General features: G+C 59.4%; 12 protein-coding genes. 6 read left to right on the top strand and 6 right to left on the bottom strand.

Annotation, left to right across the window (positions count from 1 at the left end; genetic code table 11):
- Positions 1 to 113: 113 nt before the first annotated feature.
- Together argE and NML54_RS06610 are read right to left on the bottom strand one after the other, a co-directional pair.
- Positions 114 to 1343, bottom strand: coding sequence for an acetylornithine deacetylase (gene argE / locus NML54_RS06605; protein WP_254756830.1), 1230 nt, complete (start codon positions 1341 to 1343; stop codon positions 114 to 116).
- A gap of 144 nt (positions 1344 to 1487) precedes the next feature.
- Positions 1488 to 2030: a flavin reductase family protein gene (locus NML54_RS06610; protein WP_254756832.1), complete on the bottom strand. Its 543-nt coding sequence runs from the start codon at positions 2028 to 2030 to the stop codon at positions 1488 to 1490.
- Positions 2031 to 2422: 392 nt separating this feature from the next.
- Between NML54_RS06610 and NML54_RS06615 the strand changes: the two genes are divergently transcribed.
- From NML54_RS06615 to NML54_RS06635, 5 genes are all read left to right on the top strand, one after another.
- A complete protein-coding gene (locus NML54_RS06615) occupies positions 2423 to 4426 on the top strand; it encodes a DUF6541 family protein (protein WP_254756834.1) in 2004 nt (667 codons plus the stop codon).
- Between the two features lie 195 nt (positions 4427 to 4621).
- A complete protein-coding gene (locus NML54_RS06620) occupies positions 4622 to 5359 on the top strand; it encodes a glycosyltransferase family 2 protein (protein ID WP_254756836.1) in 738 nt (245 codons plus the stop codon).
- A complete protein-coding gene (locus NML54_RS06625) occupies positions 5360 to 5737 on the top strand; it encodes a DUF2304 domain-containing protein (protein WP_254756838.1) in 378 nt (125 codons plus the stop codon).
- Between the two features lie 51 nt (positions 5738 to 5788).
- Positions 5789 to 6664 carry a glycosyltransferase family 2 protein gene (locus NML54_RS06630; protein WP_254756840.1) on the top strand — a complete coding sequence of 292 codons (876 nt, stop codon included), beginning with the start codon at positions 5789 to 5791 and terminating at the stop codon, positions 6662 to 6664.
- Between the two features lie 116 nt (positions 6665 to 6780).
- Positions 6781 to 8166 carry a hypothetical protein gene (locus tag NML54_RS06635; protein WP_254756842.1) on the top strand — a complete coding sequence of 462 codons (1386 nt, stop codon included), beginning with the start codon at positions 6781 to 6783 and terminating at the stop codon, positions 8164 to 8166.
- A 105-nt stretch (positions 8167 to 8271) separates the two neighbouring features.
- On the opposite strand, the gene NML54_RS06640 is transcribed toward NML54_RS06635, so the two are convergent.
- The 3 genes from NML54_RS06640 to NML54_RS06650 are packed head-to-tail and all read right to left on the bottom strand — an operon-like array spanning position 8272 to position 11481.
- The gene (locus tag NML54_RS06640; RefSeq protein WP_254756844.1) at positions 8272 to 9387 is read right to left on the bottom strand and encodes an acyltransferase; all 1116 of its coding nucleotides are present in this window, start codon (positions 9385 to 9387) and stop codon (positions 8272 to 8274) included.
- Positions 9388 to 9441: 54 nt separating this feature from the next.
- Complete coding sequence (locus NML54_RS06645) at positions 9442 to 10479, bottom strand: glycosyltransferase family 2 protein (RefSeq protein ID WP_489686307.1); 1038 nt, start codon at positions 10477 to 10479, stop codon at positions 9442 to 9444.
- Positions 10480 to 10494: 15 nt separating this feature from the next.
- Positions 10495 to 11481 (bottom strand): glycosyltransferase family 2 protein, encoded by a 987-nt coding sequence (locus tag NML54_RS06650; protein WP_254756848.1) that lies wholly within the window; start codon positions 11479 to 11481, stop codon positions 10495 to 10497.
- 311 nt (positions 11482 to 11792) lie between these two features.
- On the opposite strand from NML54_RS06650, the gene NML54_RS06655 reads away from it, so the two are divergent.
- Positions 11793 to 13085 carry an MFS transporter gene (locus tag NML54_RS06655; RefSeq protein ID WP_254756850.1) on the top strand — a complete coding sequence of 431 codons (1293 nt, stop codon included), beginning with the start codon at positions 11793 to 11795 and terminating at the stop codon, positions 13083 to 13085.
- Positions 13086 to 13167: 82 nt separating this feature from the next.
- Here the strand turns inward: NML54_RS06655 and NML54_RS06660 are convergent, their stop codons facing one another.
- Positions 13168 to 14082 (bottom strand): shikimate dehydrogenase, encoded by a 915-nt coding sequence (locus NML54_RS06660; RefSeq protein WP_254756852.1) that lies wholly within the window; start codon positions 14080 to 14082, stop codon positions 13168 to 13170.
- Between the last annotated feature and the right edge of the window lie 213 nt (positions 14083 to 14295).

The raw sequence follows: 14295 nt of genomic DNA on the forward strand, positions 1-14295 counted from the left end.
GGTACCCGGGCAGTTTCTGTAATTTTTATGCGGCTCTTACTGTGGTTCTTGCGAACCGCGGTGGGCTGGCTGTTACGCCGCTACTCGGTTGTTACACGGCAGCTACACGGCTACTACTTGGCGCTCGCCCAGTCGAGAATCGCCTCGAAGAAGCGCTCGCATTCGCTCAGCTGCTCCAGCTCAATCCACTCGTTCGGAGTGTGCGCCTGGGCGATGTCGCCGGGGCCGCAAATGATGCTCTGCACGCCGGCACGCTGGAACTGGCCCGCCTCGGTGCCGTAGGTGACCTTCTGCGGTGCACCGTCGGCGCCCAGCCACTCGTTCGCCAAATGAATGAGTGGCGCGTCATCGGCGGTGCCCAGGCCCGGCACGGCGGCGAGTAGCTCATGCTTCACACCCACGCGGGAGGTGAGGCTACCGGGCTCCGCGCCAGCCAGCTTCTCGGCGCGTGCGGCGCGTGCCTGCAGATCGGGCAGGATTACCTCCGAAAGCTCGCGGTCAATACGCTCCACAAAGGACTCAGTGGTCACCTGCGGCAGGGTGCGCACATCGTACTCTACGACCGCCTGCTCAGCGACGATGTTGTACTGCAGGCCGCCGGTTGCCAGGTTCACGCTACCGGTGGAGTGGGGAATGATGAACGACTCGTCGAACGGGCCTTCTTCCTCCCACTGGTCCGCCATATCGGTGAAGAAGGTGATGAACTCGCCGGCTGCGGCGACCGCGTTCACGCCGTGGGTGGCAAGGGAACCGTGCTTGGCCACGCCGGTGAAGGTGACGCGACCGCGGTGCGCACCCTTGTGCGCGGAGATAATGCGCATGCTAGAAGGCTCACCAACAATCGCGTAGTCGGGGGCGAGGTCGCGCGCCACGAACTCCTCGATGAGGGAGGGGGCACCGATGCAACCGATTTCCTCATCGTAGGAGAACGCGAAGTGCAGGGGAGTGCGCAGCGTCGCCTCGGCAACGCGCGGCAGTAACCAGAGCGCAACGGCGAGGAACCCCTTCATATCGCAGACACCGCGGCCGTAGGCGCGGGTACCCTCCACGCGCAGGGTGAACGGGTCGGCGTCCCACGCCTGACCGGCGACGGGTACGACGTCCGTGTGACCGGAGAGGATAACGCCGCCGCGAGTGGTGCCGTCAGCGGCAGGGATGGTGACCAGCAGGTTGGCGCGGGTGCCGTCCTCGTTGTAGGTGCGCACGCCGCTGTAGCCGTAGCGAGCAAATTCGGCTTCGATGAGCTCAATAAGTTCCAGGTTGGAGGTTCCGGAGATGGTCGGGATCGCAATGAGCTTTTCGAGCCAGGGGAGGGATACGGGCTGGGTAGTTTGAGCCGTCATGACTGTTCCTTCTGTGCTGTGTTGGGTGCGCTGTGTTGCTGCGCGCTGTCGTGTGCCGCGTGCGCTTTATGTTCAGGGTACGCCGCGGGGCGGTATTCGTCGCCTCATGGTCGTCGAATACCGCCCCGTGACCCCTGCGCGGGGTTAGATGCTGTAGTTATTCACGTTCGAGTGGTCGCCCAGTGCGTGGAAGTTGCGCGAGTGGTAGACCAGCGGGGTACCTTCGCAGTCGTTTCGGATGAACTCTTCAACCTGCGCGGTGAAGACGATTGCGGGGCCAGCCTCAACGCGGCTGAGCGGGGTTGCGCGCAGTACGCGGCCTACACCGTGGACGAGGGGTTCGCCGGTGGAGACGAATTCCCAGGTGCTGGTGTCTGCGAAGCGGGGGTAGTCGTGGGTTGCGAAGTTCTTCGCGATGGTGACATTCTCAGCGTCGAGCATATGCACGAGGAAGGATGAAGCTGCAGCGATCTTTGCTGCGGAGCCGCTATTTGCCTTCAGTGAGAAGGCAATGATGGCGGGGTCTGCGGACACGGAGGTCAGCGAGGAGGCGGTGAAACCTGCGGGTGCGCCGTTTTCATCGGTTGCGGTGATGATGGCGACGCCTGCGGGCTGGTGGCCGAAGGCGAGCTTGAACTGCTCGGAGGTGTCGGCGAGGGGTGCCTGTGCTGCAATGGTTTCGGTCATGATCGACCCTTTCTTCTGCGGCTGCGTTTGAGGGTTCGTCCTGTGGTGTTTGCTCTGGGCGACCCTTTGTTAAGGGGAGATATGTTCAGAGTAAAGCTAATGGGTGGTGAACACCTTATTTATTGCCCTATGTTTCTTAGGCGAACCTTTCGTGACATTGAGCGTGAAATATTACGTCATAATCTTCGTCTTATGGGAGCTTCGAAGATGCACTCCGCTGATTATCTCGTTTCGGGGTCTGAGTAGCGGGTTGTGGGTACTGTCCCTCTCTTCTGCGGGGTTTCGCCGGGGTAAAGAAGCCTCTGGGGTATCCTTGATAGGTACTCGAAAGCGCGCCGCACCCCGTATTTGAGGGGTTTTTCGGTGCGTGAACTGTGGGGAGAAGAGGGTTAATGAGCTGGTTGGCAACTATTCCGCTGCTACTTTTTGCGGTTGTGTTGGCTTTCGGCCCAGGCTATGCGATGGGCTGGGCGTTGCGTGTTCCTGCACGTTTGCGCGTTTTTTATGCGCCGCTGCTGACGTTTGCCCTGGTGTCTGTCTCCGCGATTGTGCTGGGTAAAACCGGTATTCCGTGGAGTCTGATTTCTTTTGTGTCGGTCGCTGCCGTGTTGGTGGCTGCGGCTGCTGGTCTTATGTGGCTGGTGGGTCGCCGCTGGCCTGCGCTGACCTCCGCGGCCTGGTCGGGTAACGATATCCCGGTGGCCTGGCCCGTGATGGGTGCGGTGCTGGGCGGGTTCCTAGTGACGCATATGACCGAGGACATGGTGTATGGCCCGGAGGCTTTTTCGCAGAGCCTGGATAATTCCTTCCATATGAATGCGATTCGCTGGATTCAGGAGCACGGGGATGCCTCAAGCCTGACCCTTGGAGCAGTCGCTGCAGCGAACCAGGAGCCGACGTTCTACCCGGCGGGTTGGCACGATTTTGTGTCCCTGATTTATAGCACCACGGGTACGAGTATTGCGACCGCCACCATTGTGACCGTGCTACTGGCTGCCGGCATTTTGTGGCCCTGCTCGCTGGTGGCGCTGAGCCTGAGCATCCCGAAGCTGCGCCGCCTGCAGGCCCTAGCTATTCCGGCGATGATTTGCGGTTTTGCGGCTTTTCCGGGCCTGCTACTGCGCTGGGGTGTGCTCTTCCCGAACCTGCTGGGCTATGCCCTGCTACCTTCATTTGTGGCGCTCATGGTGTACCTGGTACAGGTGATGGTACGCCGCGAGTATTCGGCATCCCTATCGCTCGGTTTAGTCTCCCTGGTTGGTCTTGCGGGTCTGGCGCTGGTGCATCCGAATGCGGTGGTCTCTGCCGCAGCCTTTGCTGTACCCCTGCTACTGGCCGGGGTGACGTGGGTAGTGCGCTCGCGCGAGCTGACCTCTCGCCAGAAGTGGGTGGGTTCCATCCTGCTACTGGCTGTCCTGGTTGGTTGTGTAGGGGCCTGGCGTGTATTACGTCCCGCTGAGTTTGCAAGTAATACTTGGTCGCCGATTCTGACCGAGGGTGAGGCCCTCTATCAGTTCCTCTTCCTAGGCTTGGAGAACGCCAACCAGCTGGGTGATACTTTCAATCCTTCTCATGTAGTGGGTTTCCTGGCGTTATGGGGTGTCGGGTATCTGCTATACAAGCGTCGTAACCTGTGGCTGATTGCTAGCTGGGCACTGATTGGTTACCTGTGGATTATTGCGGCTACTGTGCCGCGCGGTGACTTTCGTTTGCTGATGGTGGGCCCCTGGTACACTGACCACTTCCGCTTGGCGGCGCTAATCGTATTCCCCTCAGCAGTTCTGGCTGGTATTGGATTGGGTGGTTTCGTGGAGGGGCTGCTCACCTGGATAGTCCGTCGCGTTCCACGTACGGCGCGTCTGAATGTGGCGACGACCGGAATGGGTGCTGCCGCGGTGTTGGTTTTGGTTCTTGCCGGTCTGACTTCGCGTGTTCCTTCGGTGCAGGAGACAACGTTGGCTGTGTCGAAGGAATATCAGGTAACGCCGTCTTCTGTGGTTGTGACCCAGGATGAGTTGAACGTCATTAATGAGATTCCGAAGATTGTCCCCAAGAGTGACACTATTGTGAATAATCCCTGGGACGGAAGCCCCTTTATATACGCATTGGCTGATCGTCACTTGACCAGTTACCACTTTGAGTTCCAGACCTCTCCGAAGTACGCGGCAATCATCAATAATTTGAAGGATGCCGCCACGAACCCCGAGGTGTGTCGTGAGGTAAAGCAATACCGTGCTTATTGGTACGTACATATGGAGAACCAGCTGAACTTCGGCCCTGGTGCCCAGAAGAATTACGATGCTCTGGTGGAGGCTAGCGCCACTGATTTGATGACACCGGTATATTCTTCGGGCTCTATTGTTCTGTACCGTATCACCGCGTGTGATAACTCTTAGCATGGGATTTCTATCTTCGCGGGTGTAGGTTTAAATAACGGGTGTAGGTTTAAATAATTGGGGGCGGCGTGTATAGCGTCGCCCCTTCGTTATCCTTTAAATCCTGTACCGTCTCTACTGATAAGATGGAATTTGGTATGCCCGCAGTGTATGCCGACATACACATACACGAAAGCAGGAAGGTATAAGCACTGCATGAACTCTGAGGTACTTTCGCAGACTCCTCGAACACTCATTATCATGCCAGCATGGAACGAGGAGGAGGTGATTGGCGGGACGATTGAGGAACTTTTCCGCATGATGCCTGAGGTCGACCTGGTGGTCGTCAATGATGGGTCCACCGACCGCACCTCTGAGATTGCGCGCGCTGCCGGCGCTTTCGTGATTGATCTTCCCTACAACATGGGTATCGGTGGCGCTTTGCGGACCGGCTACAAGTATGCTCGCCAGGCCGGTTATGATCGCGCAATTCAGGTTGATGCTGATGGCCAGCATGACCCGAAGGGTATCCGCACTGTGCTTTCTGGCCTGGAGGATGTCAACATCTCGATCGGTTCCCGCTTTGCTGAGGCGACGAACTATAAGGTTTCTGGTCCGCGTAAGTGGGCGATGGTGGTTCTGGCCCGTATGTTTACGATGATTTCAGGCGAGAAGTTCACCGACGCCACTTCCGGCTTCCGTGCGGCAGACCGCAAGGCGATTGAGCAGTATTGCGAGCATCTACCTGCTGAGTATCTGGGTGACTGTATTGATGCCTGCGTGATGGCGATTCGTTCTGGCTTGACTGTTAAGCAGGTGCCGGTTGAGATGCGTGAGCGTCAGGGTGGTACTCCTTCTTCAAGTCCGTGGAAGTCTGCGGTGTACCTGGTTCGTTCTTTCTTCTCGTTTGGCATGTCGATGACTCGCCAGAAAACGAATGTGGGGTCTAAGTAAATGAGTGCAAATATTTTCTTCCTTCTCATCGTGGTGGTGATGGAGGTTCTCGTTCTGGCACAGGTACGCAACCAGAAGATGAAGGAAAAGTATGCCGCACTGTGGCTTATTGTTGGCGTCATCATGATTGTGCTAGCGCTTTTCCCGAAGCTTTTGGATGCCCTCTCGCGTCTGGCGGGTATTGAGACCCCGGTCAACCTGCTGTTCCTACTGGCGATTATTATGCTGATGGGTATTAGCTTGCACTTGACCCTGGCTATCTCGAAGATTACGGATGATATGCGTACCCTCGCTGAAGAAGTTGCGATTATGAAAGCTCTTCAGCGTCAGCCGCAGGGCGCTTCCCGCGCTACGGAGCGAGAGCAGAAGAAGCCCTAAAGCCCCTGATTTTTATACGTTTCTACACGCTTGAGCTTGGAGTAATACCTCATGACCGTTGATATTCTGTTCCCCTACTACGGCGACGTCGCCATGATGAAGCAGGCTGTGCTGTCTGTGGTCGGTCAGACCAACCCGGACTGGCGCATGATTGTTATCGATGACGGCTACCCGGATGATTCGATTCCCGGCTGGTTCGAGTCGCTGAAGGATGAGCGCATCACTTACATGCGTAACGAGAAGAACTTGGGCGCGAACGGTAATTACCGTAAGTGCTTGACCTTCGTCGAGAATGACCTGGTCACCGTCATGGGTGCTGATGACGTTATGCTCCCCAACTATGTGCAGTGGCTGGTGGATTCGGCGGCGAAGCACCCTGAGGCATCCATTTTCCAGCCCGGCGTGGTCGTGATTGATGAGAACAACGGCCTGTCGAACACTCTGGTGGAGCAGACTAAGGCGTTCTACCGTCCCAAGGGTGAGGCTGTTCTGCAGGGTGAGGAGCTGGCTACCTCCCTGCTGCGCGGCGCGTGGTTCTACTTCCCGTCCTTGGGTTGGCGTAAGGACGCTATCGTGGGCACCGGCTTCCGTGAGGGCCTGAACGTTGTGCAGGATATGGCGCTGATTCTGGACATTACGATGCGTGGCGGCTCCCTGTACTACGACCCGCAGGTTGCGTTCATGTACCGTCGTCACGGTGGTTCTGACTCGTCTTGGCGTGCCCTGGAAGGTACCCGCTTTGATGAGGAGCGCCGTTACATGAACACCATTGCTGATGAGATGACTGCCCTGGGTTGGACGAAGGCTGCCCGCGTGGCCCGTATTCGTTTCTCTTCGCGTGCTCACGCGCTGACTCTGCTGCCGAAGGCGGCCCTGGCGAAGAAGTGGCAGGGTGTTAAGAACCTTGCCGAGCATGTGGTGAAGTAAACCTATATTTGTGTGCGGTGCGTCGTACATCCTGCGGTGGATGTGCGGCGCATCTGCGTATGTAATGATGGTTTGTGTTGGCGGCTATATTGGCGGCTAGGAATGAGGAGGACGCGGTGAGCGAGTCGGTACAGCACCCCGATAAGAGCGGGGTGGAGGAACACCCCTCTCGGGAGACCCAGTCTTCGGGTACGGTCACCCGCTACCAGTCCCTGGCGCTTTTGGGTTCGTCCCTGTTGGCGGCGGTCTCCACGCTGGTGGTGACCATGATTGCTCAGCGTGCCCTGAACGGTTCGGAGCTGACGGAGTTCCTGCTGTTCTGGGCGGCGCTTTTCACGGTGACGGGTATTATCACGGGTATTCAGCCGGAGATTACGCGCGCGGTGGGTACGGCGCGCACTCATGCTGTAGCTGACGGGGCTGCATCCGGCGGGGCTGCATCTGCTGAGGGTTCCGCGCCGCAGGGCGCTCGCGTGGTTACGGTGACCGCGGCTTTAGGTGCTATCGCTGGTGCGTTGGTGTTGGTGGGCTCCCCTCTGTGGGCGGGCCAGCAGATTCCGCATTCGGCGGCGGTGGGCGTGACCGTTATGGCGGTGGGCGTGTTCCTCTACGCCCTGCAGGCGACTATGAGCGGCGTGACCGCTGGTGAGGACCGCTGGTACCTTTTCGCGGCGGTGGGCGGTCTGGAATCTGCCGGGCGCCTCATCCTCATGCTTGCGGCGGCCCTACTCATTCCTTCCCTTGCCGGCCTTGAGGTGGCAACCGTTGTGCCGATGGGTCTGTGGCTCATCCTGGGGTTCGTGACCGTTTCGGGTCGCCGCCTGTGGGTTGCCCGCGCCGATGTGCCCGCGCGCCGCCTGAGCGCAAATATCCTCTGGTCGTTCCTGTCCTCTGCCGCCGCGGCGGTGCTGATGATGGGATTCCCGAACGTGTTGAAAGCGAGTGGCGCCGCGGAGAGCGAACCGGTCGTACTGGGCACCCTGATCCTGGCGATTTCCATTACCCGTTCACCGATTATGATTCCCCTGCAGGCGTTTCAGGGCGTGGCGGTTTCTGCTTTCTTGAAGCAGCGCCACCGCCCCGTAGCGGCGTTCATTAAGCCTGCCGCCGCAGTGGTGGCTGTGGGTGCTGTGGGCGCGTTGGCGGCGTACCTGATGGGTCCGTTGCTGTTCCGCCTGATTTACCCGCCTGCCGCAGGTGCAGAGTCCGCGTACGAGGCGGCAGCCTCCGGCACCACCCTGGGTGCGCTGGTCTTCGCCTCGGCACTGCTGGCGCTCATGACTCTCTCGGGCAATATGGCGCTCGCGGTGAACCAGCACCGCATCTACCTTGCCGGTTGGGTGGTTGCCGCGGCGGTGACCTTGAGCTTGGCGTTCATAATCCCCGCGCCGCTGGTGCCGCGCGCTATGGTGGCGTTGGCGGTCGGCCCGGTCTGCGGCTTCGTGGTGCATATGGTGGGTGTGTCTTTGGCATCCCGCGCGGAAGAAGCTCGCGCCAAATAAACTCACGCCGAGTAGCTTAAAAACCTCTGCTTAAAAACCTATGGGAGGGGCACGTATATCATGTACGTGCCCCTCCCATAGGTTTACCCGGTAGGCGGCTCACCGCTAGGGAATCAGCCACTTACGGACCGGCGGAATCCAGCGCAGTAGCCACACCAGAATCAGCGAAGAAGCCCACACCAGCAGCGCGTAGGGTGCCTCCAGGCGGTAATCCACCAGCGGCCAACCGTAGGCGGCGAGGCCCTGAATAATCAGCAGGTGAATCAGGTACACACCAAAAGTCAGAGCTGACAGCTTACGCAGACCCGTCTGAACCGCCTCCGGCAGGCGATTCAGCGGCAGAGACTTGAAGAATACAAAAACCGCCGAAGCCCAGAAAATCGTCGGAATAGACAGGTACTCGGTGGCCAAACCGCCCAGGCCCTGGTGGTTCAGTACCAGGTACGGGCCCACCAGAATATGTGTCAGGGAACCGGCAATACCCAGCACATAGATGACCAGACTCCACGGCAGGCTGAACTCCGTATTCGCCAGCGCATAACCTAAGAAGCAGAAGCCCACATACCCCACAATGGGTGCAGAGAACTCCGGCATAAACTGCGGATTAATCTTCTGCAGAGAAGCAGTCGCAATGGGCATCAGAAGCCCTAGAGCCGCCATCAGCCACGCCAGCTGCACCTTCTTCTCACCGGCACCGCGCAGGGCGTACGAGAAGATCGGCAACACCAGGTACACGCCGATGAGCGCCTCCAAATACCAGAGGGTCACACCCACCTTGTTCGGCGCCAACAGCACCGCCAGAATCTCCTCACCCGTAGGCAGGGGAGTGTGCTTAAACCAGCTGCGTGCAAAGAGATACACCTGACCCCACACCAGCAGCGGAATCAGAATCTTCGTGAAACGCTTCTTATAGAACGTACCGACACTCTCACGGTTCGTGAAATTCAGCAGGGTAATACCCGAGGCCATGAAGAAAAGCGGCACTGCGGCAACCGCGGTACCCGAAAGAATATTCTCGAGAACCCAGCCGGGCGAATCGTAATCCACCCGGTAGTTGAACCGCACATGCAACGCCACCACGAAGATAATGGCAAGAACATTAATAAGATCCAGGTACACCTTTCGCGCGGGCTTAGGGCGCGCGGCAGGCACCTGAGACTCAGGCTGAGCATCCGCAGGTTGAGAGGACACCACCTGCGCCGATGCAGGTTTGGAGGACATAAAAATCCGCTCCAATCAATGTGTGTGAGTGTGATGGGTACAAGCACCCGAATTCTAAAGGTTATAGACCCGCTTAACGTACGCACCGTACAGCAGACGGTACAGTGGCGTGCTGGTCTTCAACAGCAGACCGGCGGCACCAAACACCGGGCGGATGCGCAACGCAAGCAGCGCATCACGCACCGTAAAACCACGACGGCAACCCGCCAGCACAGCCGGTGCGCTCCCGCCGCCCACAATCAGCGCCTGCTGCGCGTTATTCAGGTACGCAAGAACCCGGGCAACGGTCAGCGCCTCCTGACCTGCGGGCAGATGATACGTGCTCGTACGCTGCAGAGACTTCTCAAAATACTCCAGCAGGCGGCGCGTCTCATCCAGGGGAGTAATACGGCTCCACGTCAGGCTTCCCGCGCTCACCGCGTAGGCGTACAGCGGCTCATCAATGACGGTCACGCTCTGCGCTCGCAGGTAGCAGTCCAACAGTGCGCACTCATCTTCAGCACGTTCAATCTGCGGGTATCGAACACCTTCAAATAGTTCACGGCGAATTATCTTATCCCAGGCGTAAGGAGACAGCTGGTCCTTGAGCAGGGCGAACGCCGCTTCCTGACCGGTCAGCATGCCGGGGGTGCCCTTGAGGCGCTGTGTGGTTGAACCGTTGGTTGCCACCATGTTGTGGGCGCAATTGACCACCTGCGCACCAGTACGCTCGGCGTGGTAGTGCAGGCGCTCCAGGAAGGTCGGGTAGAGAGCATCGTCAGAATCGGGGAAAGTCACCCACTCGCCCCGCGCCTCTTCCAGGCCCTGGTTACGCATCGCGGACAGGCCCTGATTCTTGGGGTTATTGAACACGCGCACGCGTTCATCCTGGTTCTGCTGCAGGTACTCGGCAATCAGCTGCGCCGAATTATCCGGGGAGCCGTCAATCATGACCAGAAGCTCAAAATTGGGGTCGGTCTGCGCCAGCACCGACTTAATCGCCGCAATGACGGTGGAGGCGGTGTTGTAGACCGGCATAATGATGCTCGTGCGAGGGGTGGCAGACATAGGGTGGGAACCTTTGAGAACGGGGCTAATAAGAACTGTGATGATAAAAACGCTGAGGTGTTACATGCCGTAGGCGCGGCGAACGTACGCGCCGTACAGGGTGCGGTACAGGGCGGGGGAGAGCTTCAACAGCAGGCTCGCCGCACCCACCACCGGGCTAGAACGTAGCGCCGGTATAACCCAACCCCACTCGATTTGGCGGCGGCATTCGCGGATTACCGCGTCCGAGTCGGCGCTATCGCTCATGAGCGCCTGCTGCGCATTATTCAGGTAGGTCACCGCAGAAGAAATCGCCATCGCTTGCTGACCCTCCTTCGAGGAGAGCAGGGGTGCACCCGCTTCACGCATGTAGCGGGTGTGACGGATGCTTTCCTCCACCGGGGTCACGCGGCCCCAGGTCAGGCCCTCAGAGCCCATGTGGTACAGGTACAGACAGTCCGGGATAACCTCAAGCTTCTGCGCCTGCATGAGGCACTCAAAGACCGCGAGGGCATCCTCGGCGCGGTGAATATCGGTTGCGAAACGTACCGAAGAGAAGAGCGAAGCACGGAAAATCTTATCGTGCACAAAACCCGTAAAACGGTTCAGCAGATAGTTGATGGCAATATCGCGACCCGTGTACGTGCCGGGTGCACCCTGCGGGCGGTCCATCGTGGAGCCGTCGGCGCGGGCAATGGTGTGACCGCAGGTTGCCACATCCGCGCCGTTACGCGCCGCCGCGGCGTGTAGGCGCTCCAGGAACTCGGGGCGGTACGTGTCATCAGAATCGATGAACGTAATCCACTCGCCGCGCGCCTCATCCAGACCCTGGTTACGTGCCGCAGACACGCCGGCGTTCTGCTCATTGTCGAACAGGCGGATGCGGGGATCGGGGGTGTTCTGTAGGAACTCGTGAATCACTTTCGAGGAGTGATCCGGGGAGCCGTCAACCACTACCAGCAGCTCAAAGTCGGGGTCGGTTTGCGCCAGAACGGACTCCATCGCGGCGACGACAGTGTCAGCCGTGTTGTAGACCGGCATGATGATGCTGGTGCGGGGTGACGGCATAGTACCTCTTCGAAATGCGGCGGATGGAACTACATACAGGTACATCATACGGTGGGGGTGGTGGGGAATCGAAATATTCCCCGCTGCCCTTTTATCTATATGACAAAACCTACCGATGAGATAATCTAGCGCATGCTACACTGCGCATTTTTGGTGACCAAGTGGAAGCGCCACAAAATGGGAACTTAGGTAACCCTATGGAAAACAGGCGGTGCGCTCCCTACACTGGAAGGGCACATTGACAAACCGCACGGACCGCCCACACCGCGGCCCCGCCCCTCCCAACGGGTATAGCACCGAAGGAGCCACCCATGAGCCGACGCACCGACGCGCCCGCCCGATCACCACGACGAGCCGCCCTCGCCAGCTGGATAGGCTCCGCCCTCGAATACTACGACTTTGCCGTCTACGGCACCGCCGCGGCAATCGTGCTCAACCGCATCTTCTTCCCCGAAGACACCGCCGCCATCGGCATCCTCAAGTCCATGGTGGTTGTGGGTGTCGCCTACGTTGTACGTCCTTTCGGTGCCATGATCGTTGGACCCCTCGGTGACCGCTACGGCCGCCGATTCGTCCTGATGCTCACGCTCTTCCTGATGGGCTTTGCCACCTTCGCAATCGGTTGCCTGCCGACCTACAGCGAGGCTGGTATCCTCGCCCCCACCCTGCTGGTCATCTGCCGCATGATTCAGGGCCTCTCCGCCGCCGGTGAGCAGGCAAGCTCCATCTCCATCTCCCTGGAGCACGCCAATGAGCATCAGCGCGCCTTTACGACCAGCTGGACCCTGCAAGGCACCCAGTTCGGCTCGCTACTGGCAACCGCCGTATTCATCCCCTTCGCCGCCCTGCCGGATGAGCACCTGCTCAGCTGGGGCTGGCGCGTGCCCTTCTGGCTCTCCGCCTTCGTGGTGGTGACCGCCTGGCTGATTCGGCGCACCCTCTCCGAGCCGCCCGCCTACCTGCAGCGCGAAAAGCTCAGCGAATCCCCGCTCATGCTGGTCTTCAAGCACCACAAGCGCGCCGTGCTCACCATCGCCGTGTGCGCCATGGTCAACACTGTGAACATGGTCTTCACGACCTTCGCGCTTTCCTTCGCCACCAAGGGTTACGGCCTTGACCGCAGCACGATGCTGCTGGTGCCGGTCGCCTCCAACACCCTCGGCCTGATTGCGATTCCGCTTGCTGCCATGCTTGCCGACCGGATCGGTCGTAAGCCTGTGTTCATTACCGGTGCGGTTGCTTCGTCCCTGGTGATGTTCCCGTACCTCGGGGCGATTACCGAGGGTAACTGGGTGGGTATCTTCGCCTATGGCGTGCTCATGCACGGTGCGCTGTACTCCATGGCGAACGGTGTGTGGCCCGCCTTCTATGCGGAGATGTTCCCGACCCGCGTGCGCGTGACCGGCCTGGCGCTGGGTACCCAGATTGGCTTCGCAATTTCTGGAGGCGTGGCACCCGCCGTGGCGACGAGCCTCGCCGGTGCCGACCTGCATAACGCGGTGTTGCCCGCCGTGTTCACGGTCGCCATGTGTGTGCTCGTGGCGTTGGGTGCGCTGACGGCTCGTGAGGGGTACAAGAAGTCCCTTGTGGAACTGGATGCATAACCCAAACAATATATTCTGTATATAGAATAAACACAGGTGGGGTTGGATAGATACCTATCCAACCCCACCTGTGTTTAACTTTCTAAGCCCCCTGCTGAGCCGCAATCAGCGCCTCAAAATGCGCCGCCATACGCTCAGCGTTTGGTTCCAGCCCGGTGAAGAGGCGGAACGCATCCACCGCCTGACCCACCGCCATGTAGCCACCCGTCAGTACCTCGCACCCGGCGGCACGCGCTGCGCGCACCAGCTGCGTCTGTTGCGGCAGGTAGATGACATCCGCAACCCACAGGCCCTTACGCAACACCCCGGCGCTCAGCACCGACTCGCTCAACGGCATACCCGGATGCACGTGCATACCCACCGGGGTTGCGTTCACCAAACCCTGAGCTTGTAGTAGAGCTTCAATGAGGCGCTCATCGTCGCTCAGCACCTCGATCCGGGTCTGCGGGAAGAGCCCACCCAGCTGCTCCGCAAGCCCCTGCGCCTTCGCCGCGTCACGCTCAAAGAGACTCAGGCGGCGCACCCCCAGGCGGCACAGCGCGTACGCCGTGGCGCTACCGGCACCACCAGCACCCAGCTGCACCACGTGCTCCAGGCGCGCCGGATCCTCCGCCACCTGCGGCAGGCCGCGCGTCAATCCCGCAATGAACCCGGAGTAGTCCGTGTTATCGCCGTAGAAGCTACCATCCTCACCAATTACCACGCAATTGACCGCGCCCAGGGCGCGTGCCGCATCCGAAAGTTCGTGCAGGTGCTCCATGACCGACTGCTTGCACGGGTGCGTGATATTGAAAGCGTTAAAGCCGAGCAGTGCCGCCGCATCCAGAAGCGCCGGGGCGGAGGCGCCATCGAGGTTCATGGCGTCCAGGTCGACGGGGCGGTACAGGTAGCGCACCCCGTGCGCGTCCGCTTCCGCCTCATGCATGGGAGGGGTCAGGGAGGAGGTGATGCCGTCACCAATGAGACCCACCAGGAAAGATTCAGTACGCAAACTCATAGTTTCACTGTACGTGTCCACCCCTCAAGATGCACCTACTTTCTTGAACCCGTACCAAATGCGTGCTGGATTTGGGAAGAAGATAAAAATAATTTCTACCCCTACAAGAGCGATATGTCTGACAGAAACACCTCGAAGGTATAAGCTTGGTATGAGTACTTGCGCGCTGGAGCGCGCACGTGAGACTACACAGACACCGTCACAGTGAAGTGA

This window comes from Rothia gullae, assembly GCF_024294905.1.
Taxonomy (GTDB): Bacteria; Actinomycetota; Actinomycetes; order Actinomycetales; family Micrococcaceae; genus Rothia.

Coding starts and splice junctions, on each gene's coding strand:
- argE (WP_254756830.1), bottom strand. CDS start 1,343: ATGACGGCTCAAACTACCCAGCCCGTATCCCTCCCCTGGCTCGAAAAG.
- NML54_RS06610 (WP_254756832.1), bottom strand. CDS start 2,030: ATGACCGAAACCATTGCAGCACAGGCACCCCTCGCCGACACCTCCGAG.
- NML54_RS06615 (WP_254756834.1), top strand. CDS start 2,423: ATGAGCTGGTTGGCAACTATTCCGCTGCTACTTTTTGCGGTTGTGTTG.
- NML54_RS06620 (WP_254756836.1), top strand. CDS start 4,622: ATGAACTCTGAGGTACTTTCGCAGACTCCTCGAACACTCATTATCATG.
- NML54_RS06625 (WP_254756838.1), top strand. CDS start 5,360: ATGAGTGCAAATATTTTCTTCCTTCTCATCGTGGTGGTGATGGAGGTT.
- NML54_RS06630 (WP_254756840.1), top strand. CDS start 5,789: ATGACCGTTGATATTCTGTTCCCCTACTACGGCGACGTCGCCATGATG.
- NML54_RS06640 (WP_254756844.1), bottom strand. CDS start 9,387: ATGTCCTCCAAACCTGCATCGGCGCAGGTGGTGTCCTCTCAACCTGCG.
- NML54_RS06650 (WP_254756848.1), bottom strand. CDS start 11,481: ATGCCGTCACCCCGCACCAGCATCATCATGCCGGTCTACAACACGGCT.
- NML54_RS06655 (WP_254756850.1), top strand. CDS start 11,793: ATGAGCCGACGCACCGACGCGCCCGCCCGATCACCACGACGAGCCGCC.
- NML54_RS06660 (WP_254756852.1), bottom strand. CDS start 14,082: ATGAGTTTGCGTACTGAATCTTTCCTGGTGGGTCTCATTGGTGACGGC.